We start from the raw sequence: 19,790 nt of genomic DNA, 5'->3' as shown, positions 1-19,790 counted from the left end.
TACAGGCGTGACCTCTACCGTTCTGATGGGTGTTGCGCTTTCGGCCGCCCTCGACGGCCGCCAGCAGCTGGCCACTCCGCCGGAAATCGCCCTTCTGGGAGAAATCGCAGACCCGGTTGGCGAAGCCGCGAAGACCGGCCGTCTTGTCACCCCCCATACGATCAGCCGCGGCGAGGATCGCCGCATGATGGAAGTCTCCACCGTCATGCGCAGCGGCGACACGGATCTGATCCGCACGCTGCCCTTTGTTCATGCGAAAATGGCGCTGACCGCCAGCCATACGACAGACAAGGATTATCCGCCCTTCGACCCGCTCGCGGTCTTTGCAGAAGACGGCGCGACCAGCACCGCCCGCACGGGCCTTATATATGGTGCGAAGGTGGAGAGCGAAGTGAGCCTCAAGAGCGGCGACTTTCCGCTCTGGTCTTCCGACTTCTCCTCGGCCCGCAGCCTGAGCACGGAAGAAGTTGAAGTGGCCGTGCGCAACACGGGCGCGATCCTGACCGATGGCGACGTTCAGGTGGCCTCTCTTCATTATGTGGATCCGCAGCGCTTCGGCGACACGCTTTCCACCCAGGCGCTGGCCGCCTTCAGCGCGCGCATCATCCCCGAGAATGTCTCGGTCGCTGCGCGCAGCGGTCGCGAAACGACACCCGAATTTGCCGAAGACCTCATTCCCTTCCGCACAGAGCGGGCCGTGGCCGAGGTCTTCACCCAGTCCGGCTACAAGGGTGAAGATGTCGACGGCATGGTCGAGGCGATCACCAAGCTGCTCAATGCGACGGAACTGAAGGCCGGCACATTGCTGCGCGTGGGCATTGAAACGCACGGCGTGAAAAGCCGCGTGGTTCGCACCAGCATCTATGAAGGCAAGAAGCACATCGTGACGATCGCGCTCGATGACCGCGACCAATATGTGCCAGCGCAGGAACCGGAGATGAATCCGGTCCTTCTGGCGGCGTTCGATCATCCGACCGCGCCGCGCCGCATGCCACGCTCCGATCTGCCGCGGGTTTATGACGGCATCTACCGTGCCTCCTATGCCTACGGCCTGACCCCGGACATGACAAAGCGGCTGGTGAAGCTGCTTTCGGCCGATGTCGATTTCCAGTCGCGGCTTTCGCCGGCCGACCAGCTTGAAGTCTTCTTCTCCGCACCCGATGCGGACAAGAATGCGACGGACCAGTCGGAGCTTCTTTATGTAAAGGCGAGTTTCGGCGGCGCGACCCGCACTTTCTACCGGTTCCAGTTCGATGACGGCACGGTCGACTATTTCGACGAGGAAGGCCGCAGCTCGAAACGCTTCATGATCCGCAATCCGGTGCCCAACGGGCGGTTCACCTCGGGCTTCGGCATGCGCCGTCACCCGGTTCTCGGCTACAGCAAGATGCACACCGGCGTCGACTGGGCCGCCCCGCGCGGCACACCGATCATCGCGGCCGGCGACGGCGTGGTCGAAAAGGCCGGCTGGGCCGGCGGTTACGGCCGCCAGACGATCATCCGCCACAACAATGGCTTCAAAACCTCCTACAATCACCAGAGCGGCATCGCGAAAGGTGTGACGACGGGCGCGCGTATTCGTCAGGGTCAAGTGATCGGCTATGTCGGCGCGACCGGTCTCGTAACCGGCAACCATCTGCACTACGAAATGATCGTCAATGGCACGAAAGTGGATCCGATGCGCGTCCGCCTGCCCGACAACCGGGCGCTGAAGGGCAAGGATCTGCTGGCATTCGAGCGCGAGCGCAGCCGCATTGACGAACTGCTTCAGGAAAACGACGAGACACCGCTTTCCGTTGCTGCATCGGGCAGCTGAGTCATTTGCTGTCAGGCAGGATTGCCTGACAGCAAGCTTCACAGGAAACAAAAAGTTGCGAGCGGTCTGCCATTTCCCTGAAACGGCAGACCGGTAATATCCATCGGGCAGTGCCGGATGGCTGCGGAAAGCTTAATCCACGAACTCCACCGAAACGCCGCGCTTCACGCGCTTGGCCAGTTCCTCTGCATCCCAGTTGGTCAACCGGATGCAGCCATGGGAGGCCGTCTTGCCAATCTTCGAGGGATTGGGCGTTCCATGAATGCCGTAGGTCGGCTTTGACAGCGCGATCCAGACCGTTCCGACGGGGCCATTGGGGCCAGGCGGGATGGTCAGAACCTTGTCATTGTTGCCCTGTTTGAAATTGACCTTCGGATTGTAGGTGTATTCGGGGTTGAGCGCGATGCGCGTGACCGTGTGCGTGCCGCTCGGCGACGGCGTGCTCGCCGAACCGATGGTGGCCGGATAGGCGGCGACCAGCTTTCCGTCGGCGCTGTAACCGCGCACCTGGCGCGCGCCCTTGTCGGCAACGATCCGCACGACTTCGGTTTTCTTCGGCTTGCCGGTGTTGATCACCTTGATAACCGTACCGGGCCGGTTGAAATTCGCATCCGGATTGAGCGCAACGAGATATTTCTCGTCCATATGGAAGCGCTCGGCCAGCGCCTCGACAACCGAGGTGTAGGACAGTGCGCCGAGCGCAGCCTTCTGGCTGTAATCGGCCGGAACCGACGCGATATAGGGACCGGCCACATCCTTGGCGGTGATGGTGTATTCCTTGAAAGCCGGACCACCGGTGCGCTCCAGCTCCGCCTTCACCCATTCATTGTCATAGGTTCTGAGCGTCTGGCCGGTGATATCGCGATAGGCGCGGATCGCCTTGTTCACATTGTCGCCGGTCCGGCCATCGATGACGCCCGGAGACGCGCCCGCGCGGTCGAGCAGAACCTGAAAGCGCGTGACATCCTCGCTCACGCCGCGCGGCAGAACGACAGCCGCATCTCCCGGCAGGGTCGGCGTGCCGGACGCGTTGCCCGTTCCCGGTTCAAAGCGCGGCTCTTCGCCGGGGATGCCGGCCATGCTGTCACGTGAATTCGGGGGCTGCAGAGGTGCGCGGTCGATGGAACCGCGCCCGTAATTCGGCGCTTCCGGATAGATGTTGCGGTCGTTGTAGCGCGGCGCTTCACCATAGGAGCGGTCGTAATAGGGATCGGGCTGGCGTTCGACGGGAGCACGGTTCGCCCTGCCCCGGTCGCGACGGTAACGGTCGACATCGCGCGGGTCGGAGAAGTCATAAACATCCCCGTCGAACTCGCGCGGCCGCGCCGGACGGCGCGCAGGGCGCTGGTTTCCGCGCGCGGCAGGCCTGATCTCCACCACCTCGCCGGTATAGGCGTCGACGATGATCTCGCGGCCATATTGATCGATATAGACGTCAAAGTCGTAATTCTGGGCGAGTTGTACCGGCGCCTGGGTCGATGTCTCGGCCGTCATGCCCCGGCCAGCAGTCTGATCATTGCCCCGCTGCAACACGAAACCGTTTCGCCGGTCTTCGCTCTCCGGCATGGCGGCCATGGCTGCCGTCGGCCCCATTGCCAGACATAATGCGGTCAGCAATTGCAGTTTCACGTCTTTAGCCCCTCGTCTGGTCCCACACGGATAGGCTGATCACCCGCCAGCGATTCGCCCATTTGACGAACTATTTACCATAGGAGATGAACCGGACGTGAAAATGGCCAGTCTTTGAACTTTTCGCGTCGCTAATCAGGTGGCGGAGAGGCCCAGTTCGCGCTGCAGCCTGCGTGTCAGACCCGATGCGACGATCCGGTGGCTTTCGGCCAGATAGTCCTGAAGGGCGGCGTCATCCATGCTTTCCGCGTTCTGGCGCTGGATCCACTTCATGCCGCGCGAAGCGAGATAGGGGGCGGGCCGCAGGCCCGGCTGCTCCTTCAATATGTCGAAGGCCATCTCGGAGCATTTGAAGGAGACGGCAACATCTCCGCCGTCAGCCGCGCTGCCGATGGCGAAAACCTTGCCGCCCACCTTCCAGACATGCGCACCACCCCATTGAACAACGTGGGTGGCGTGTGGAAGGGCGGAACAAACTGCGTTGTAGTGATCGAGCTGCATCCGCCCTCCCCTCGTGTTTTGGAATCAGGCCGCTTTTTCGGCCTGATCTGCATTCGTTGCCCGGCTCGGCCGGAAGTTCAGCCTGTCAGAGCCGGCCGTGATCTTGACCGTGGAGTTGTCAAAGATCTCACCCTGGAGGATCTTCTCCGCCAGCGGGTCCTGCAACTCCTTCTGCATCACCCGTTTCAGCGGGCGCGCGCCATAGGCCGGGTCGTAACCCTTCTCGGCCAGCCACTCGACCGCATCCTTATCGAGGTCGAGCGTGATCTTGCGATCGGCAAGCAGACGCTCAAGCCGCTGAAGCTGGATTTCGACGATCTTGCCCATATCCTGCCGGCGCAGCCGGTGGAACAGGATAACCTCGTCGATCCGGTTCAGGAACTCGGGCCGGAACGATGCCTTCACGACATCCATCACCTCGGTGCGAACCTTGTCGACATCCTCGTTCTCGCCAAGGTTGACGAGATACTCGGCGCCCAGGTTCGACGTCATGATGATCAGCGTGTTGCGGAAGTCGACCGTGCGGCCCTGACCGTCCGTCAGGCGTCCGTCATCGAGAACCTGAAGGAGCACGTTGAACACGTCCGGATGCGCCTTCTCGACCTCGTCGAACAGGATCACCTGATAGGGCCGGCGGCGAACCGCCTCGGTCAGAACACCACCTTCCTCATAGCCGACATAGCCGGGAGGCGCGCCGATGAGCCGGGCCACGGAGTGCTTCTCCATGAATTCCGACATGTCAATGCGCACCATCGCCTGCTCGTCATCGAACAGGAAGCTGGCGAGCGCCTTGGTCAGCTCCGTCTTGCCGACGCCTGTCGGGCCGAGGAACATGAAGGAGCCGATTGGCCGGTTGGGGTCCTGAAGACCGGCGCGCGCACGGCGCACGGCCTTGGAGACGGACTGAACCGCCTCGCCCTGGCCGACGACCCGTTTGGCGATCTCGTCTTCCATGCGCAGCAGCTTCTCACGCTCGCCTTCCAGCATCTTGTCGACCGGAATACCGGTCCAGCGCGAGACGATATGGGCCACGTGATCCGGTTTGACGGTCTCTTCGACCATGCCGGAAGCGCTTTCCTCTTCGCTCTGGGCCTCTGCTTCGGCCAGCTTTTTCTCAAGCTCGGGGATCTGGCCATAGGCCAGTTCGCCGGCGCGCTGGAACTCACCCTTGCGCTGGGCAATGGCCAGTTCGTTGCGGGCTTCATCAAGCTGCTTCTTCAGGTCGGCGGCCAGACCGAGCTTGTCCTTCTCGGCAGCCCAACGGCTGGTGAGGCGCGCCGATTCTTCCTCGAGATCGGTCAGCTCCTTCTCGAGCTTGACCAGACGGTCTCTGGAAGCCTCGTCCTTCTCGGCCTTCAGCGCTTCGCGCTCGATCTTGAGCTGCATGACGCGGCGGTCGATCTCGTCCAGCTCCTCGGGCTTTGAGTCCACCTGCATGCGCAGGCGCGAGGATGCCTCGTCCACCAGATCGATGGCCTTGTCGGGCAGGAAGCGGTCGGTGATGTACCGGTTGGAGAGCGTCGCAGCGGCCACCAGCGCCGAGTCGGAGACCCGCACCTTGTGATGCTGCTCATACTTCTCCTTCAGACCGCGCAGGATCGAAACCGTGTCCTCGACGGTCGGCTCGCTGACGAAAACCGGCTGGAAACGACGCGCCAGAGCGGCGTCCTTCTCCACATGCTTGCGGTATTCATCAAGCGTCGTCGCGCCAACGCAGTGCAGTTCGCCACGGGCCAGAGCCGGCTTCAGAAGGTTGGACGCGTCCATCGCGCCGTCCGCCTTGCCCGCGCCCACCAGCGTGTGCATCTCATCGATGAACAGGATGATGTTGCCGTCGGCAGCCGTCACTTCGGAAAGCACCGCCTTCAGACGCTCCTCGAACTCGCCGCGATATTTCGCGCCGGCAATCAGGGAGCCCATGTCGAGCGCCATGAGCTGCTTGTCTTTAAGCGATTCAGGCACGTCGCCATTGACGATGCGCAGGGCAAGGCCCTCGGCGATGGCCGTCTTGCCAACGCCGGGCTCGCCGATCAGAACCGGGTTGTTCTTGGTGCGGCGCGACAGGACCTGGATCGTGCGGCGGATCTCGTCGTCACGACCGATCACGGGGTCGAGCTTGCCGGCGCGCGCATCGGCCGTCAGGTCACGCGCATATTTCTTGAGCGCATCGTAACCCTGCTCGGCGCTGGCCGAGTCAGCCGTGCGGCCCTTGCGGATATCGTTGATGGCCTGATTGAGCGCGGTCGGTGTAACGCCGGCCTTGGACAGGATGTCGGCGGTCTTGGCCGACTTCTCGACCGCAAGCGCGGTGAGCAGTCGCTCCACGGTGACGAAGCTGTCGCCAGCCTTCTTGGCCAGCTCCTCGGCGGTCGAGAAAACCTTGGCCAGCGGCTGCGCCATGTAAAGCTGGCCATTGCCGCCTTCCACCTGCGGCATTGCCTTGAGCGCGGCCTCGACACCGAGGCGCACATCCTTGGCACGCCCGCCGGCGCGCTCGATCAGGGAAGCAGCCAGGCCTTCCTCATCGTCAACGAGCACCTTGAGCAGGTGCTCGGGCGTGAACTGCTGATGATTGCTGCTGAGCGCCTGGGTCTGGGCGGACTGAATGAAACCGCGGACGCGCTCGGAATATTTGTCAAAGTTCATAAGTGTCTCCATTTCCCTGCCAGCCTGCTTTGCAGCGCTGACAACGACCAATGCGACGGGCTCCCATAAACCGTGATGACATCAGATTATCACGGTCTCGTGTGGCAAGCCCAACTGTTTGGGATATGGGAACATATCCCTATAGGAACAAGATGGGGACATACGAAAAACGGCGGGGAAACCCCGCCGTTCAAAATGCTCTGGAATGTCAGGCCGTTCAGCCCTGCGCGGCAACCTCTTCGGCCGCTGCAACGGGGGCTGCGGCTTCATTGCCTTCGCCACCCTCGGCGTCATCGGTCTTGCGGGCGCGCGTCCGGCGCGGACGCTTGACCGGCTTTTCGCCTTCCTCACCCTCGGGTGCCGCTGCCTCGTCCTGCGTCTTTGCTGCGGCAGGCTTGCGGGTGCGGCGGACAGGCTTCGGCTTTTCTTCCTCTGCGCCCGGCTCGGCAGCTTCGGCCGCATGGCCGTTTGCACCTTCGCCGCCGTTCAGCGCGAGTTCTGCGGGAACACCCTTGATTTCCGGCTGCGGGCCGGAACCATCGTCCACGCGCTTCTGGCGCTGCGGCTTCTGGTTGCCATTGCTCGCCTCGGCAACATCCTGCTCGTCATCACCATCAGCATCGTCGCGGTTGTCACGCGCCTGCTGCTGTTGCTGCTGCGCCTGCGCGGCAGCGATGATGCGGTTGTAATGCTCGGCATGCTGCAGATAGTTTTCGGCCATCACACGATCACCGGAGCTCTGCGCGTCGCGCGCCAGCGTGGTGTATTTGTCCGCCACCTGTTGCGCGGTTCCGCGGATCTTCACGTCCGGACCGTTGCTCTCATAGCTGCGCGCCAGCGGATTGGGACCCTTGCGGTTGTTGTTTCCGCGGCCGCGCATGCGCCTGTTCTGCTGTTGTGGCCTCATTCGACTCTCTTGGTTTTCGAGACTGCTTGTTCGAGACAGGTTGTGTGAAACAATACTCTTTTCAGATCGCGGACGATGGCGGGAAGCCAGCAGTCTCACATCTCCCCTTGGCCTATGTCACACCGCTTGTCGCGGGCGCCAATGCCATACTGTTCCGCTTCTTGTCAGTTGCCGGACAAACCCCATAATGAAGCAGAGGCGCTAAAACGCCCTTAATGACAGCGGTCCTGGGAACCGAATCGATAACGGTGCTGTCTGCTTCGTCCTATCCGGTGTCCGGAACCTAGCGGCATTCTTTTGCGATGCCAAGTTTTTTTTCAAGTTTGTTCACGTGCTGTTTCGGCGACAAAAACAAGCACCCGGTCATGCCCGGCAAGATCGCGGCCCGCCTTGTGAAGGCGGAATCCCTGATCGACGAACAGCCCGGTAACGCTTTCCTTCTGGTCATATCCGATCTCGACGGCGACCATGCCGCCTGTCGCCAGATGGGCGCCGCTTTGCGCCGCCAGCAAACGATAGGCATCAAGACCATCGTCCCCGGCAACCAGCGCCCTGCGCGGATCGTGATCACGAACCTCGACTGCAAGCGCACGCCAGATCTCTTCTCGAATATAGGGCGGGTTGGAGACAATGAAATCGAACCGTCCGTCGATTTCCTCAAACCAGTCAGACTGACAGGTCTCAAACCGGCCGCCGTAACCATTCATATCGGCATTGATGCGCGCCGTTGCAAGCGCATCGGCCGAAATATCGACACCGACCGCATGGGCCGCAGGCAAAACGCTCAACAGCGCAATCGCTATTGCCCCGGTGCCGGTTCCAAGATCGATGATCCGCCACGGGCGATCTTCACCGCCAAGTCGACGCGCTTCCGCCACGACCATGTCGACCAGCGTTTCGGTGTCCGGCCGTGGCTCCAGCGTTTCCGGTGAAAGCCTGAGGTCCAGCCCGTAAAACTCACGATGGCCGATAATGCGGTGTACGGGCCGGCCTGCAATGCGCTGCGCGATGGCCTCTTCCACGGCCATGCCTTCCGCATCGGAAACAGGCCGTTCAGGTCTCGACATGGCGTCGAGCCGCGTCGTCTGCGTGACATGTTCAACGAGAAGCCGGGCGTCGAGCGCCCCTTCTGCAATGCCCGCCTGTTTCAGCCGGTCCTGCGCCCGGGAAAGCAGGGCGCCGAGGGTCTTCGCCTCAGCCATCCGCCCCGGTTTCCGCAAGCAGTTTTGCCTGATGATCGGAGATCAGCGCGTCGATAATCTCGTCCAGATCGCCTTCGATCACGCGGTCCAGCTTGTAGAGCGTGAGGTTGATCCGGTGATCGGTGACACGCCCCTGCGGGAAATTATAGGTGCGGATGCGTTCCGAACGGTCGCCGGAACCGACCTGCAGACGACGCGCCTCGGAGCGTTCGTCCGCGGCCTTCATGCGCTGCATGTCGAACAGGCGCGCCCGCAGGATCTGCATGGCGCGCGCACGGTTCTGGTGCTGGGACTTTTCGGCCTGCAAGACCACGATGCCCGTTGGAATATGCGTGATTCGCACCGCGGAATCGGTGGTGTTGACGTGCTGGCCGCCCGCACCCGAAGCACGCATCGTGTCGATGCGTATGTCTTCATTGCGAATTTCGACGTCGACGTCCTCGGCCTCGGGCAGAACGGCAACCGTGGCGGCGGAAGTATGAATGCGCCCCTGCGCCTCCGTAGCCGGCACACGTTGAACGCGATGCACGCCCGATTCAAATTTCAGGCGCGAGAACACGCCGCGCCCGGAAACGGTGGCGATGATTTCCTTGTAGCCGCCAGCCTCGCCCTCGCTTGTCGACGCGACCTCGACACGCCAGCCCCGTTCGGATGCATAGCGCTCATACATGCGAAACAGGTCGCCGGCGAACAGGGCCGCCTCGTCGCCGCCGGTGCCGGCGCGAATTTCGAGGATCGCATTCTTCTCGTCCGCTTCGTCCTTGGGCAGAAGCAGGATCTGCATTTCCTCGCCCAGCGTCTCGATGCGGCCCTCCACCTCTTCGAGGTCGGCCTCCGCCAGCTCGCGCATTTCCGTGTCGGTCGCCGGGTCGTCCAGCATGGACTTCAGGTCTTCCAGCTCACCTTCGACCTGACGCAGCTCGCGGATCTTGGCAGCCACTTCCTGCAATTCGGAGTATTCGGAAGCAAGCTTCACATAGACGTCCGGCTCCGGGCCAGCCGCCATCTGCGCTTCGATAAGCTCGAAACGTTTGAGAACCTGATCCATACGGTCGCGCGGCAAGTCGGTCATCGACGGGAAAGCCTGTCAGTTCTAGAGGGCAATATTGTGCTTCTGGGCGAAGTCGCGAAGCAGCGCGCGAATATCGGTGGATGCGCTATGGTTGGCAAGTGCCTCATCCATAACAACCGAAAGATCCGACAGCGGAAGCTCGCAGAGCATGGCCTTGACCGGGCCGATGGCCGCCGGCGCCATGGAAATGGAGCGGAAGCCGATGCCGAGCAGCGCCATGGCGGAAATCGGCCGCCCCGCCAGCTCTCCGCACAGCGTGACCGGCGTTCCATACTGATCGCCGGCGCGCACGATCTGGCGCAGAATGCGCAGGAACGGCACGCTCAGCGGATCGAAACGGTCGGCAATGCGGGTGTTGCCCCGGTCTGTCGCGGTGACGAACTGGAACAGATCGTTTGATCCGACGGAGACGAAATCCACGGCCTGCATCAGCTCTTCAAGCTGCCAGAGCAGTGCGGGCACTTCGATCATCGCGCCAAGCTTCAGGCGCGTGGGCAGGAGATAGCCGAAGCGCGACAGATGCCGCACCTCGCGGTCGATGATCTCGCGCGCCTGCCGCACCTCGCTCACCTCGGTGACCATCGGGAGCATCATGCGCAGTTCGCGACCGCCGGCGGCCTTCAAAAGCGCGCGGATCTGCGTGCGCAGCAGGCCCGGGCGGTCGAGCGTCAGGCGAATCGCCCGCCAGCCAAGCGCCGGGTTTTCCTCGTGCTGCGCGCCCTTGAAATAGGGCAGCACCTTGTCGCCGCCGATATCGATGGTGCGGAACGTGACCGGCTTGCCATCGGCGGCGTCGAGCACTTCGCTGTAAAGCCGCTCCTGCGCCTCGACGCGCGGGAAGGCGGCTGCAACCATGAACTGAAGCTCGGTGCGGAACAGGCCGATGCCCGCCGCACCCGACTGCGCCAGCTGCGGCAGATCAACGGCCAGACCTGCATTCATCATGAGATCGACGGGAACACCGTCCCTGGTCTCGGTCGGGCGGTCGCGCAGTTCCTGATAGAGTTTCTGCCGGCGGGCGCGGAAGCGCACCTTCTCGGCATAGGCTTCCTCGACATCGGCCTGCGGGCGCAGATGGACCTGGCCGTCCTCGCCATCGACGATGATTGCGTCGCCATTCTCCGACATGGAGACGGCGCCCTTCACCTGCCCCACCGTCGGCAGGCCGATGGCCCGCGCCACGATGACGATATGGCTTGTCGGCGCTCCCTCTTCCAGAACCAGACCGCGCAGTTTCTGGCGCGGATAGTCCAGAAGCTCGGCAGCGCCCATGGAACGGGCGACGATGATCGCATCCTTGGGCAGAATTTCCGCCAGCGCATCCGGCCCGCGGCCCATCAGCTGGCGCAGAAGCCGGTTGGCGAGATCGTCGAAATCGCTCATCCGCTCGCGCAGATAGGGGTCCGTCATGTGCATCATGCGCGCGCGCATGTCGCTCTGCACCTTCTCGACCGCCGCTTCGGCCGTCAGGCCGTTGTTGATCGCCTCCTGCAGGCGGCGCACCCAACCCCGGTCATTGGCGAACATGCGATAGGCTTCCAGCACCGCGCGATGTTCACCCTCAAACGCCACATCGCGGCGCGAGAGCATGTCGTCGATGGAAAGGCGCAGCGAATCGAGCGCCGTTTCAAGACGCACCAACTCCTCGTCGCTATCCTCGTTGAACAGCGCCGTCACCACGATGCGCGGCTCATGAAGGATCACATGGCCAAGCCCGACGCCCTCGTTGAAGGGCAGGCCCGTCATGCTGACGGGGCGGCTCAGATCAAGCTCGATGCCCGGACGGGTCAGCCGCGCCAGATCGCCGGTGGCGATCATCTCGGCGATGACCATGGCCACCGTTTCCAGCGCCTCGACCTCATCCTCGCGGTAATGACGCATGGTGCGGTTCTGAACGACCAGAACGCCGAGCGTGCGACCGGCCCGCAGCACCGGCACGCCGAGGAAGGAATGATAAATCTCTTCGCCCGTCTCCGGCAGATAGGCAAAAGCGGGGTGTTTTTGGGCGTCGGAGAGATTGAGCGGGCGGGCGCTGGCGGCAATCGTGCCGACGAGGCCCTGCCCCAGACGAAGCTGCGCCAGATGCACCGCATCCGGGTTCAGACCTTCGGTGGCGTAAAGCTCCAGCATGGAATCGGCGCGCAGCACATAGAGCGAGCAAACCTCGGCCACCATGTTCTGGGCGATTTCACGAACGATCTTGTCGAGACGCTTCTGCGGGTCAAGCGCATCGGCCATCAGCTCGCGCAAACGCCTTAACAGCACTCTTGGACCGCCGGCAGTATCTCGCATCGAACCCCTCTCCATTGGCCTATGCTAGCCGCATGAGAGAGCAGAGCAAAAGCCAGATTTCGGGTTATTGTTTGTCTACTGCTTATCGAGACCGTAGACAGAATGCAAAGTGCGAACCGCCAATTCGGCATAGGGGCCGTCGATCAGGATCGAAATCTTGATCTCTGAAGTGGTGATCGCGCGGATGTTGATCCCCTTCTCGGCCAGGGCCTTGAAGGCGATTGCGGCAACGCCGGCATGGCTTCGCATGCCAATGCCGATGACCGAAACCTTGACCAGTCCGGCTTCAGACTGGATGGCGTCGAAGCCGATCGTGTCACGCACATTCTCCAGCACCGTGACGGCCTTTTGCAGGTCGCCGGACGGCACGGTGAAGGTCATGTCCGTGCGCGAACCATCTTCGGAGATGTTCTGCACGATCATGTCGACATTGATGTTGGCCTCGGCCAGCGGACCGAAAATGCCTGCGGACACGCCCGGACGGTCGGAGACGCGACGAAGCGATATCTGCGCCTCGTCCTTGGCGTAGGCGATGCCGGTGACGACTTGCTGTTCCACGATTTCATCCTCATCGCAAATGAGCGTACCGGGCGGGTTTTCGAAATTCCCCATGCCCGGCGCATCCGGATCTTCGAAAGACGATCTTACGAAGGTTCTGACCTTGTGCACCATCGCCAGTTCAACGGAGCGCACCTGCAGCACCTTGGCGCCAAGCGACGCCATTTCGAGCATTTCCTCGAACGAGATCTTCGGCAGGCGGCGCGCCTTGGGCTCAATGCGCGGGTCGGTCGTGTAGACGCCGTCGACATCGGTGTAGATGTCGCAACGGTCGGCCTTCACCGCAGCGGCCACGGCGACCGCGCTGGTGTCAGAACCGCCGCGCCCCAGCGTGGCAATGCGATTGTCAGGGCCGATGCCCTGGAAGCCTGCGACAACGGCAACCTGGCCCATGCCCATGCGGCGCACCATCTCGCTGCCGTCGATATCGACGATGCGGGCGGCGGCGTGAGCGTTGTCGGTGCGGATCGGGATCTGCCAGCCCTGCCAGGAGCGCGCATCGACGCCCATGGACTGCAGCGCGATGGCCAGAAGCCCGCTGGTGATCTGCTCACCGGAGGCGACGATGGCGTCGTATTCGCGCGCGTCATAGAAGGGCGATTCAGCACCCGTGGCCTTCGGCATGGACTGCGCCCAGCCGACCAGTTCATTGGTCTTGCCGGCCATGGCCGAAACCACGACGGCGACCTCATGCCCCGCATCGGCCTCACGTTTGACGTGACGCGCCACATTATGGATGCGTTCGATATCGGCGACGGAGGTTCCGCCGAACTTCATCACGATGCGCGCCATGGGAACGGAGTGCCTTTGCTCGGAAATTCCTGCTGCCCGGACGGGCAGCGCCAACATTACGCAGCAACGGCAACCCGCCCTGCGCCGCGGTCTCCATACCCAAAAGATCGCTTATCTGCAAGCAATGTGACGGTGAATGGAACCCGGTCGTTGCGCCGGGCAGGTTTTGCCCCTGAGACAATTCCCGCCTTGACAATCAGGCCCGTCAGCCCGACTTCATGGGCCAAGGTTCCAAGCAACACCCAGTGAGGGGTTTTCCATGTCCGAAGCGCGGCAAACGACCATCGACACGCGTGAAATCGAGCATTTTTCCGCACTGGCGGCGGAATGGTGGAATCCCGCCGGAAAAATGGGCGTTCTGCACAAGTTCAACCCGGTGCGCCTTGCCTATATCCGCGACCATGTGGCCGCGCATTTCGGCCGCGAGCCCCATGAAGCCAAACCTTTTGCCGGCCTGCGCATGCTCGACATCGGCTGCGGCGGCGGCCTTCTGTGCGAACCCATGTCGCGGCTTGGCGCGCAGGTGGTTGGCGCGGACGCTTCGGAAACCAACATCGAAGTGGCCAAGATCCACGCGGCGCAGGGCAAGCTCGACATCGACTATCGCGCCACCACGGCAGAGGCGCTTGCCGACGCCGGCGAGACATTCGACATCATCCTCAACATGGAAGTGATCGAGCATGTCGCCGATGTGGACCTGTTCCTTTCCAAATGCGGCGCAATGCTGAAACCCGGCGGCCTGATGTTCGTGGCAACGATCAACCGCACGCTCAAGGCGTGGGGCCTGGCGATCATCGGCGCGGAATATGTGCTTGGATGGCTGCCGCGCGGCACGCACCAGTATGAAAAGCTCGTGCGCCCGAGCGAACTGGAAGAGGGCCTCGCCTCGGCGGGCATCCGGATCATCGATCGCAGCGGCGTCGTCTACAATCCGCTCGGCGACCGCTGGCAGCGCTCACGCGACATGGATGTCAACTACATGGTGGCGGCCACGAAGCCGGCTGCCTGAGCCTTCAGGGAAAACGCCGGCGCGCGCCCGGCTCTTGCGAGCAGAATGCAGTCAGGCGCTCGCGCCTGACCGCCCGATTTTCTGGCCGATCTCAGTTCTGGCCGGTCTCAGTTCTGCTCCTCGGGAAACACCGGCAGGGGCAGAAACTCGACGCCTTCATCGACCAGCGCCTTGGCCTCGTCGGTCGTCGCCTCGCCATAGATGCCGCGCGCTTCGGTCTCGCCGAAATGGATTTTTCGCGCTTCCTCGGCGAATTTGTCGCCGACATAGTCCGCATTCTCGCGCACCTTTTTGGAAAGCTCCTTGAGCTGCGCCAGCGCCTGTTTCTGCTTCTCCCCCATGGCCAGCGCGATCTGGTCGCGCTTCTTGCCGGTCGAGACCGCCGGCGCCATCAGGGCCTTTTCAACCTTGGTCGAGCCGCATTGCGGGCAGGAAACGAGATCGCGCTTCTTCTGCCCGTCAAAGTCCGCATTGTTGCGGAACCACGCCTCGAAAGCGTGATCGTGCTCGCAGATCAGGTTGAAACTGATCATGAAGCTTTCCTCTCCGCCGCCCCGCCGCCGGAAACGCGTGCAACAGAGAAATCGCGCGCGTTCTTGAGGTTCGGAATCTTGCCGCGAGCGGCAGCGACCGCATCAAGGTCGAGTTCGGCCATGGCGATGCCCGGCTCGTTTCCATCGACCTCGGCCAGCACACGGCCCCACGGATCGACGATCAGCGAATGACCATAGGTCTCACGCCCGTCCTCGTGCAGGCCGCCCTGACCGGCGGCGATCATGAATGCGCCATTCTCGATGGCGCGGGCGCGCAGAAGAACATGCCAGTGCGCTTCGCCCGTCTGCCGGGTGAAGGCGGCCGGTGCTGTCAGCACCTGTGCCTCGGCAAGCGCCTGCGCACGGAAAAGCTGCGGGAAGCGCATGTCGTAGCAGATGGCGAAACCGAGACGGCCAAACGGCAGATCGGCAACGACGGCCCGCTCGCCGGCGGCATAGGTGGCCGATTCGCGCCAGCTTTCGCCATTGTCGAGATCGACGTCGAACATGTGCAACTTGTCATAGGTGGTCACAAGCGCGCCACCGGGCGCGAACAGAAAGGCGCGGTTCGCCACCCGTCCGTCATCGAGCGCAACGGCCGTGGAGCCCAGATGAACGAAGATCGAAAGCTCATCGGCCAGCGCACGGGCGCGGTCGATGACCAGCGCGCCGCGCTCTCCGGTGATGCGCTCGAGCAGGTCTTCGCGGCTGCGCACCATCACGCCGGTCATTTCCGGGCTCTGAACATACTGCGCGCCCTTGCCCGCAGCCTCACGCACCAGCGCTTCAAAAGCGTCGGCATTGGCTTCCGGCTCGGTGCCGGAACGCATCTGCAGGGCAGCGGCGATCAGTTTGCTCATGCCGGGATCTCCTTCAACATCGCATCCAGTTTGCCTTCGCGCTCGAGAGCGTGAAGCTCATCGCAACCGCCCACATGGACGTCGCCAATGAAAATCTGCGGAAAGGTCGAGCGGCCATTGGCCCGCTGGATCATCTCCTGGCGCAGCTCGTTGGAAAAGCTTGCATCGTGTTCCGTGTAGGAAACGCCCTTGCCGTCGAGCAGGCGCTTGGCGGCGCTGCAGAAGCCGCACATCATCCGTGTGTAGATCGTTACGTCAGACATTTTCGGTCCCATGCTTTGTCGGGGTTTATATAGGCTCTTGGAGGTCTGCCCGAAAGTCCCCCGGCAAAACGCGCGCAAATGTCAGAACATCCACCTCGCGCGCGCCGGCACGCTTGAGAACCCGTGAGGCGGCGGCAACCGTCGCGCCCGTGGTGTAGACATCGTCCACCAGAACGACGCGCCGCGCCCTGATCGCCGGGCGGTGGGCGTCCGGCACGACAAATGCGCCGCGCACATTGGCCTCGCGCTCGCTCGCCCGCAGCCCCACCTGCTGGCGCGTGCGCCGTGCCCGCACCAGAGCCTCCGGCATGTAATCGATGCAAGCCAGACGCGCCACAGCCCGCGCAAGCTCCGCCGATTGATTGAAGCGCCTTGAAAAGAAACGGCTGCGATGCAGCGGAACCGGCACCACCAGATCCGCCTCGGGCAGGATTTCTCCGCCGGCCCGAAGCATCCAGCGCGCCATCCACGGCGCGAGATCGGTGCGGTCGCGGAATTTCAGCCCCTGAACCAGCCGCCGGGCGACGCCGCCATAGGCGACCGCCGAGCGCGCCCGCGCAAAGGGCGGCGGCGATGCAATCGCCTCGGCAGAGAGCATGCTATCGCCAAGGTCCAGAGAGAAAGGCGTGCCCATGACCGGACACCATGGCCGCTCCAGAAAGCGCAGCCGCCCCCAGCAGGAAGCGCAGAGCGTTCCGGGCTCCGTGACAAGGCTGGAACAGCCGAGACACACCGGCGGGAAGAGGATGCGCTGCATCCACCCGCTCATCACCCCGGTCAATCGCGATACGCCCTCCACGAAACGCCCCTCCCCCAAAAGGCATTGCCTCTTTGCCAGCATAGCCTTTTTGTGCGATGGCGCATCCAGAAACAAAGGATGACGCATGGAACAGCTCTTCGACGCCGACCTGGCCCTTCTGCACAAGAAGCGCGCCCTGAAGCAGGGCGATCCGGGAGCCCGCTTCCTGATGCAGCGGGCCGCTGCCGATCTGGAAGAGCGGCTGGCCACCGTCGAGCGGCGCTTTGAAAACGCCGCAGCGCTCTTCTGCCTCACCTCCGACGCGGCCATGGCCATGCGCGAAAGCGGCAAGGTCGACCAGGTGACCCGCATAGAGGCCGACGCCGCCCTTCTTGGCGATGACGGCATCGTCGCGGCAACGGAAACCCTGCCTTCCGAACCCGGCAGCCACGATCTCATCGTTTCGCTTCTCAGCCTGCATGAGGCAAATGACGTTCCGGGCATGCTCGCCCAGATCCGCCGCGCGCTGAAGCCCGACGGCCTGTTTCTCGGCGCGATGGCCGGTGCCGGCACGCTTCAGGAACTCAGGGAATCCCTGCTTGCCGCAGAGACCGAGCTTTCAGAGGGCGCGGCTCCGCGCGTGAGCCCCTTTGCCGATGTGCGCGATGTGGGCGGACTGCTCCAGCGTGCGGGCTTTGCGCTGCCGGTCACCGATCTCGAGAACCTGACCGTGCGTTACGACACCATGTTCGACCTGATGCGGGATCTGCGCTTCATGGGCGCGACCAGCGCGCTTGTCGCGCGCTCGCGCAAACCGGCCACACGCGCGCTCTTCATGCGCGCAGCACAGATCTATGCCGAGCGCTTCTCCGATCCGGACGGGCGTATCAGGGCAAGTTTCAACATTATCTGGATGTCTGGCTGGGCCCCGCACGAATCCCAGCAAAAGCCGCTCGCACCGGGCAGCGCGAAGATGTCACTGAAAGAGGCTTTGGAGAAAAACAGGGGCGAATAGGCCCCTTAAGGCAATGGCTATGGCAATGACTGCGGCTGCCCTACTGGTTGGCCGTGGTCACTTTGCTCGCGACGTTCCCATAACTGGCTTTGAGCTGCTGTCCCGTCTGCGCCGCACCGACCACGATCGCCAGCGCGATCAGGCCTGCAATTAACGCATATTCGATTGCGGTCGCGCCGCACCGATCCTTGAGAAAATGCCTGCCCATTTGCCCGGCTCCCCCTGTCTGGAAGGCAATTCTGGGCGAAAAGCCTTAAGAAAAGCTGAGAGCCGATTAACGAGATCAGCAGTCGCCGCTGCGTCGTCCATCCTGATGGATGATGCATGTGGCGTTGCGCGAGGGCTGCAAAACACTGCGCCGGATCGTGTAACTGCGGTCCTGCCGCTTCGTGGAAGACGTGGTGATGGGGTCGATCCCGAACGGCGCGCCAACCTGCGCGATCTTCGAGCGGGTGCTTTTTTCAACAACCGGCGTCAGGAACAGCGCGAGCGCGACGGCTGCGGTTCCAAAAAGCAGGGCGATCCTGAGCGCCCCGATGCCCACATTGCCGGCCCGCGTGGACCAGCCCGCGCGTTCCGTATCCCCAAATTCGCCAGAAACCATGCCAACCTCTCGCCAGATGGTTAAACCCTGCCGCGAAAACGGCCCGTCCCCGCAATCAACTTGTCACTGTTGCGTAAACGAAGGATTAACTCTGTTCGAGCGGCCCGGCTTTGTGCCGACAGGCGCTTTACAGCAGGTCGATGAGGTGCGGGATAAGCGGCGCATCGGCCGGCGGCATGGGGTAATCGCGCATGTCGCGCGGGCGCACCCATTTGAGTTCCTGGCCTTCCTGCGGGCGCGGCGTGCCCCAGAAGCGACGGCAGACATAGAGCGGCATCAGCAGGTGAAAATCATCATAGGTGTGGCTGGCGAAAGTGAGCGGCGCAAGGCACGCCGTCTTCGTCTCGACGGCGATTTCCTCGACAAGCTCGCGCACAATGGTGTTTTCCGGCGTCTCGCCGTTCTCCACCTTGCCCCCGGGAAACTCCCAGAGCCCCGCCAGCGCCTTGCCTTCGGGGCGTTTGGCGAGCAGCACCCGCCCATCCGCATCAACCAGCGCACAGGCTGCGACCAGCAGGATCGGCTTGGCCGGCTGGGAAAGATCGTTCATTCGGCGTGCTCCGTGCCGACCGCTTCCTGCGGCTGGCGATAATGATAGGAATAGATTTCGCGGAAGCCCATCGCCTTGTAGAGGCCTACGGCGACCTCGTTGTCGGCCTCCACCTGCAGCCAGGCCCGCTCCGCCCCGTGTGACTGGGCCCATTTGAGCGCAGACAGGAGAACACGGCGGCCATAGCCCTTGCCGCGCCATGAAGGGCGCGTCGCGATTTCAAAGAGCCCCGCCAGATCGCTGTCATGCACGCAGATGGCGGTCGCCACCGGCTCTTCGCCCTCTTCGAGGACGAACAGGCCGGTTTCCGGGCGAATCGCGCCAATGACACGCGAAAGACCCGCACGGTGCAGTTCCTCATAGCCATGCACCTTGAGCGTGGCATTGACGAAGCGTCGCCGGTCCTTGAGCGGTATCTGGTCCATCGCCTCGGTCAGATCCGCCTCGCGCAAATCGAGCGCCATGACAAGCGAACGGCCAAGCGTCGACCAGCCCTGCTCGTCGAGATAGGTGGAGATTTCAGGCGCGGCGAGCGGCGACAGCCGGAAGGTGAGCGGCCGCCCATAGGCCTTGAACTGCTCGGCAGCGCGCGCGATGCGCTCTTCAAGGTTTCGATGATCGCCCGGATCGAGCGGATTGATGGAATTCAGGCGCTTTGCAGGGTGACCGGCGGTCAACCGCAGCACCCAGGTGCCGTCATAGGCCACCGTTTCGGCAGGCCAAGCGCGCAACCCCGCCGCCTCAAAGCGGCGGATGATGGCGAAATCCTGTTTTACGTCCTGCCTCACTTGGCCTGGCACAC

Annotated in this window: 19 protein-coding genes (1 of these 19 only partly in view); 3 read left to right on the top strand and 16 right to left on the bottom strand. The window is 62.8% G+C overall.

Features of this window, described 5'->3' with window-relative positions; all coding sequences use genetic code 11:
• Positions 1–1,816: the 3' portion of a M23 family metallopeptidase gene (locus tag AC4PTT_RS04445; RefSeq protein ID WP_206546228.1), read on the top strand. 122 nt of this gene lie to the left of the window's left edge; 1,816 of the gene's 1,938 nt are visible here — the last part of the coding sequence; its start codon lies off the left edge, out of view; it ends in the stop codon at positions 1,814–1,816.
• A gap of 132 nt (positions 1,817–1,948) precedes the next feature.
• On the opposite strand, the gene AC4PTT_RS04440 is transcribed toward AC4PTT_RS04445, so the two are convergent.
• The 8 genes from AC4PTT_RS04440 to AC4PTT_RS04405 all read right to left on the bottom strand — a co-directional run bounded on the left by AC4PTT_RS04440 (position 1,949) and on the right by AC4PTT_RS04405 (position 13,415).
• The gene (locus tag AC4PTT_RS04440; protein WP_244974868.1) at positions 1,949–3,409 is read right to left on the bottom strand and encodes a L,D-transpeptidase family protein; all 1,461 of its coding nucleotides are present in this window, start codon (positions 3,407–3,409) and stop codon (positions 1,949–1,951) included.
• A gap of 171 nt (positions 3,410–3,580) precedes the next feature.
• On the bottom strand, positions 3,581–3,946 hold the full coding sequence (locus AC4PTT_RS04435) for an MmcQ/YjbR family DNA-binding protein (RefSeq protein ID WP_492162176.1): 366 nt from the start codon (positions 3,944–3,946) through the stop codon (positions 3,581–3,583).
• Between the two features lie 24 nt (positions 3,947–3,970).
• Positions 3,971–6,592 (bottom strand): ATP-dependent chaperone ClpB, encoded by a 2,622-nt coding sequence (gene clpB, locus AC4PTT_RS04430; protein WP_206546226.1) that lies wholly within the window; start codon positions 6,590–6,592, stop codon positions 3,971–3,973.
• Between the two features lie 217 nt (positions 6,593–6,809).
• A complete protein-coding gene (locus tag AC4PTT_RS04425) occupies positions 6,810–7,472 on the bottom strand; it encodes a DUF4167 domain-containing protein (RefSeq protein ID WP_224924963.1) in 663 nt (220 codons plus the stop codon).
• Between the two features lie 344 nt (positions 7,473–7,816).
• Complete coding sequence (gene prmC, locus AC4PTT_RS04420; protein WP_283800035.1) at positions 7,817–8,701, bottom strand: peptide chain release factor N(5)-glutamine methyltransferase; 885 nt, start codon at positions 8,699–8,701, stop codon at positions 7,817–7,819.
• Positions 8,694–9,773, bottom strand: a complete 1,080-nt coding sequence (gene prfA, locus AC4PTT_RS04415; protein ID WP_492162175.1) for a peptide chain release factor 1 — start codon at positions 9,771–9,773, stop codon at positions 8,694–8,696. Before prfA ends, prmC begins: the two co-directional genes overlap by 8 nt.
• 21 nt (positions 9,774–9,794) lie before the next feature.
• Entirely contained in the window at positions 9,795–12,065 is a 2,271-nt protein-coding gene (gene ptsP / locus AC4PTT_RS04410) for a phosphoenolpyruvate--protein phosphotransferase (RefSeq protein ID WP_113153105.1), read from the bottom strand.
• Between the two features lie 75 nt (positions 12,066–12,140).
• Complete coding sequence (locus tag AC4PTT_RS04405; RefSeq protein WP_113153106.1) at positions 12,141–13,415, bottom strand: aspartate kinase; 1,275 nt, start codon at positions 13,413–13,415, stop codon at positions 12,141–12,143.
• Between the two features lie 259 nt (positions 13,416–13,674).
• Between AC4PTT_RS04405 and ubiG the strand changes: the two genes are divergently transcribed.
• Positions 13,675–14,424, top strand: a complete 750-nt coding sequence (gene ubiG / locus AC4PTT_RS04400; RefSeq protein ID WP_113153107.1) for a bifunctional 2-polyprenyl-6-hydroxyphenol methylase/3-demethylubiquinol 3-O-methyltransferase UbiG — start codon at positions 13,675–13,677, stop codon at positions 14,422–14,424.
• Between the two features lie 107 nt (positions 14,425–14,531).
• Here the strand turns inward: ubiG and AC4PTT_RS04395 are convergent, their stop codons facing one another.
• Genes AC4PTT_RS04395 through AC4PTT_RS04380 form a run of 4 tightly spaced genes read right to left on the bottom strand, consistent with a single transcriptional unit; the run spans position 14,532 to position 16,849 of the window.
• Positions 14,532–14,957 (bottom strand): DUF1178 family protein, encoded by a 426-nt coding sequence (locus tag AC4PTT_RS04395; protein ID WP_492162174.1) that lies wholly within the window; start codon positions 14,955–14,957, stop codon positions 14,532–14,534.
• On the bottom strand, positions 14,954–15,817 hold the full coding sequence (locus AC4PTT_RS04390) for a carbon-nitrogen hydrolase family protein (protein ID WP_113153109.1): 864 nt from the start codon (positions 15,815–15,817) through the stop codon (positions 14,954–14,956). Before AC4PTT_RS04390 ends, AC4PTT_RS04395 begins: the two co-directional genes overlap by 4 nt.
• Complete coding sequence (grxC, locus tag AC4PTT_RS04385) at positions 15,814–16,080, bottom strand: glutaredoxin 3 (protein WP_113156026.1); 267 nt, start codon at positions 16,078–16,080, stop codon at positions 15,814–15,816. Before grxC ends, AC4PTT_RS04390 begins: the two co-directional genes overlap by 4 nt.
• Before the next feature lie 25 nt (positions 16,081–16,105).
• Positions 16,106–16,849 carry a ComF family protein gene (locus AC4PTT_RS04380; RefSeq protein ID WP_492162586.1) on the bottom strand — a complete coding sequence of 248 codons (744 nt, stop codon included), beginning with the start codon at positions 16,847–16,849 and terminating at the stop codon, positions 16,106–16,108.
• 115 nt (positions 16,850–16,964) lie between these two features.
• On the opposite strand from AC4PTT_RS04380, the gene AC4PTT_RS04375 reads away from it, so the two are divergent.
• Positions 16,965–17,834 (top strand): methyltransferase domain-containing protein, encoded by an 870-nt coding sequence (locus AC4PTT_RS04375; protein ID WP_206546221.1) that lies wholly within the window; start codon positions 16,965–16,967, stop codon positions 17,832–17,834.
• A gap of 40 nt (positions 17,835–17,874) precedes the next feature.
• On the opposite strand, the gene AC4PTT_RS04370 is transcribed toward AC4PTT_RS04375, so the two are convergent.
• The 4 genes from AC4PTT_RS04370 to AC4PTT_RS04355 all read right to left on the bottom strand — a co-directional run bounded on the left by AC4PTT_RS04370 (position 17,875) and on the right by AC4PTT_RS04355 (position 19,788).
• The gene (locus AC4PTT_RS04370; RefSeq protein ID WP_206548314.1) at positions 17,875–18,042 is read right to left on the bottom strand and encodes a Flp family type IVb pilin; all 168 of its coding nucleotides are present in this window, start codon (positions 18,040–18,042) and stop codon (positions 17,875–17,877) included.
• Positions 18,043–18,117: 75 nt separating this feature from the next.
• The gene (locus AC4PTT_RS04365) at positions 18,118–18,438 is read right to left on the bottom strand and encodes a hypothetical protein (RefSeq protein WP_113153113.1); all 321 of its coding nucleotides are present in this window, start codon (positions 18,436–18,438) and stop codon (positions 18,118–18,120) included.
• Positions 18,439–18,565: 127 nt separating this feature from the next.
• The gene (locus AC4PTT_RS04360; RefSeq protein ID WP_113153114.1) at positions 18,566–18,988 is read right to left on the bottom strand and encodes a (deoxy)nucleoside triphosphate pyrophosphohydrolase; all 423 of its coding nucleotides are present in this window, start codon (positions 18,986–18,988) and stop codon (positions 18,566–18,568) included.
• Complete coding sequence (locus tag AC4PTT_RS04355; protein WP_113153115.1) at positions 18,985–19,788, bottom strand: GNAT family N-acetyltransferase; 804 nt, start codon at positions 19,786–19,788, stop codon at positions 18,985–18,987. Before AC4PTT_RS04355 ends, AC4PTT_RS04360 begins: the two co-directional genes overlap by 4 nt.
• Positions 19,789–19,790 lie beyond the last annotated feature (2 nt).

This window comes from Nitratireductor sp. WH36-1, assembly GCF_058725515.1.
The sequence above is the reverse complement of the archived record's forward strand: the minus strand, read 5'-3'. Positions and strand labels throughout refer to the sequence as shown.

Coding starts and splice junctions, on each gene's coding strand:
- ptsP (WP_113153105.1), bottom strand. CDS start 12,065: ATGCGAGATACTGCCGGCGGTCCAAGAGTGCTGTTAAGGCGTTTGCGC.
- AC4PTT_RS04425 (WP_224924963.1), bottom strand. CDS start 7,472: ATGCGCGGCCGCGGAAACAACAACCGCAAGGGTCCCAATCCGCTGGCG.
- AC4PTT_RS04395 (WP_492162174.1), bottom strand. CDS start 14,957: ATGATCAGTTTCAACCTGATCTGCGAGCACGATCACGCTTTCGAGGCG.
- AC4PTT_RS04440 (WP_244974868.1), bottom strand. CDS start 3,409: ATGGGGCCGACGGCAGCCATGGCCGCCATGCCGGAGAGCGAAGACCGG.
- AC4PTT_RS04365 (WP_113153113.1), bottom strand. CDS start 18,438: ATGGTTTCTGGCGAATTTGGGGATACGGAACGCGCGGGCTGGTCCACG.
- AC4PTT_RS04405 (WP_113153106.1), bottom strand. CDS start 13,415: ATGGCGCGCATCGTGATGAAGTTCGGCGGAACCTCCGTCGCCGATATC.
- grxC (WP_113156026.1), bottom strand. CDS start 16,080: ATGTCTGACGTAACGATCTACACACGGATGATGTGCGGCTTCTGCAGC.
- AC4PTT_RS04380 (WP_492162586.1), bottom strand. CDS start 16,849: ATGAGCGGGTGGATGCAGCGCATCCTCTTCCCGCCGGTGTGTCTCGGC.
- ubiG (WP_113153107.1), top strand. CDS start 13,675: ATGTCCGAAGCGCGGCAAACGACCATCGACACGCGTGAAATCGAGCAT.
- clpB (WP_206546226.1), bottom strand. CDS start 6,592: ATGAACTTTGACAAATATTCCGAGCGCGTCCGCGGTTTCATTCAGTCC.
- prmC (WP_283800035.1), bottom strand. CDS start 8,701: ATGGCTGAGGCGAAGACCCTCGGCGCCCTGCTTTCCCGGGCGCAGGAC.
- AC4PTT_RS04390 (WP_113153109.1), bottom strand. CDS start 15,817: ATGAGCAAACTGATCGCCGCTGCCCTGCAGATGCGTTCCGGCACCGAG.
- AC4PTT_RS04435 (WP_492162176.1), bottom strand. CDS start 3,946: ATGCAGCTCGATCACTACAACGCAGTTTGTTCCGCCCTTCCACACGCC.
- AC4PTT_RS04370 (WP_206548314.1), bottom strand. CDS start 18,042: ATGGGCAGGCATTTTCTCAAGGATCGGTGCGGCGCGACCGCAATCGAA.
- AC4PTT_RS04375 (WP_206546221.1), top strand. CDS start 16,965: ATGGAACAGCTCTTCGACGCCGACCTGGCCCTTCTGCACAAGAAGCGC.
- AC4PTT_RS04360 (WP_113153114.1), bottom strand. CDS start 18,988: ATGAACGATCTTTCCCAGCCGGCCAAGCCGATCCTGCTGGTCGCAGCC.
- prfA (WP_492162175.1), bottom strand. CDS start 9,773: ATGACCGACTTGCCGCGCGACCGTATGGATCAGGTTCTCAAACGTTTC.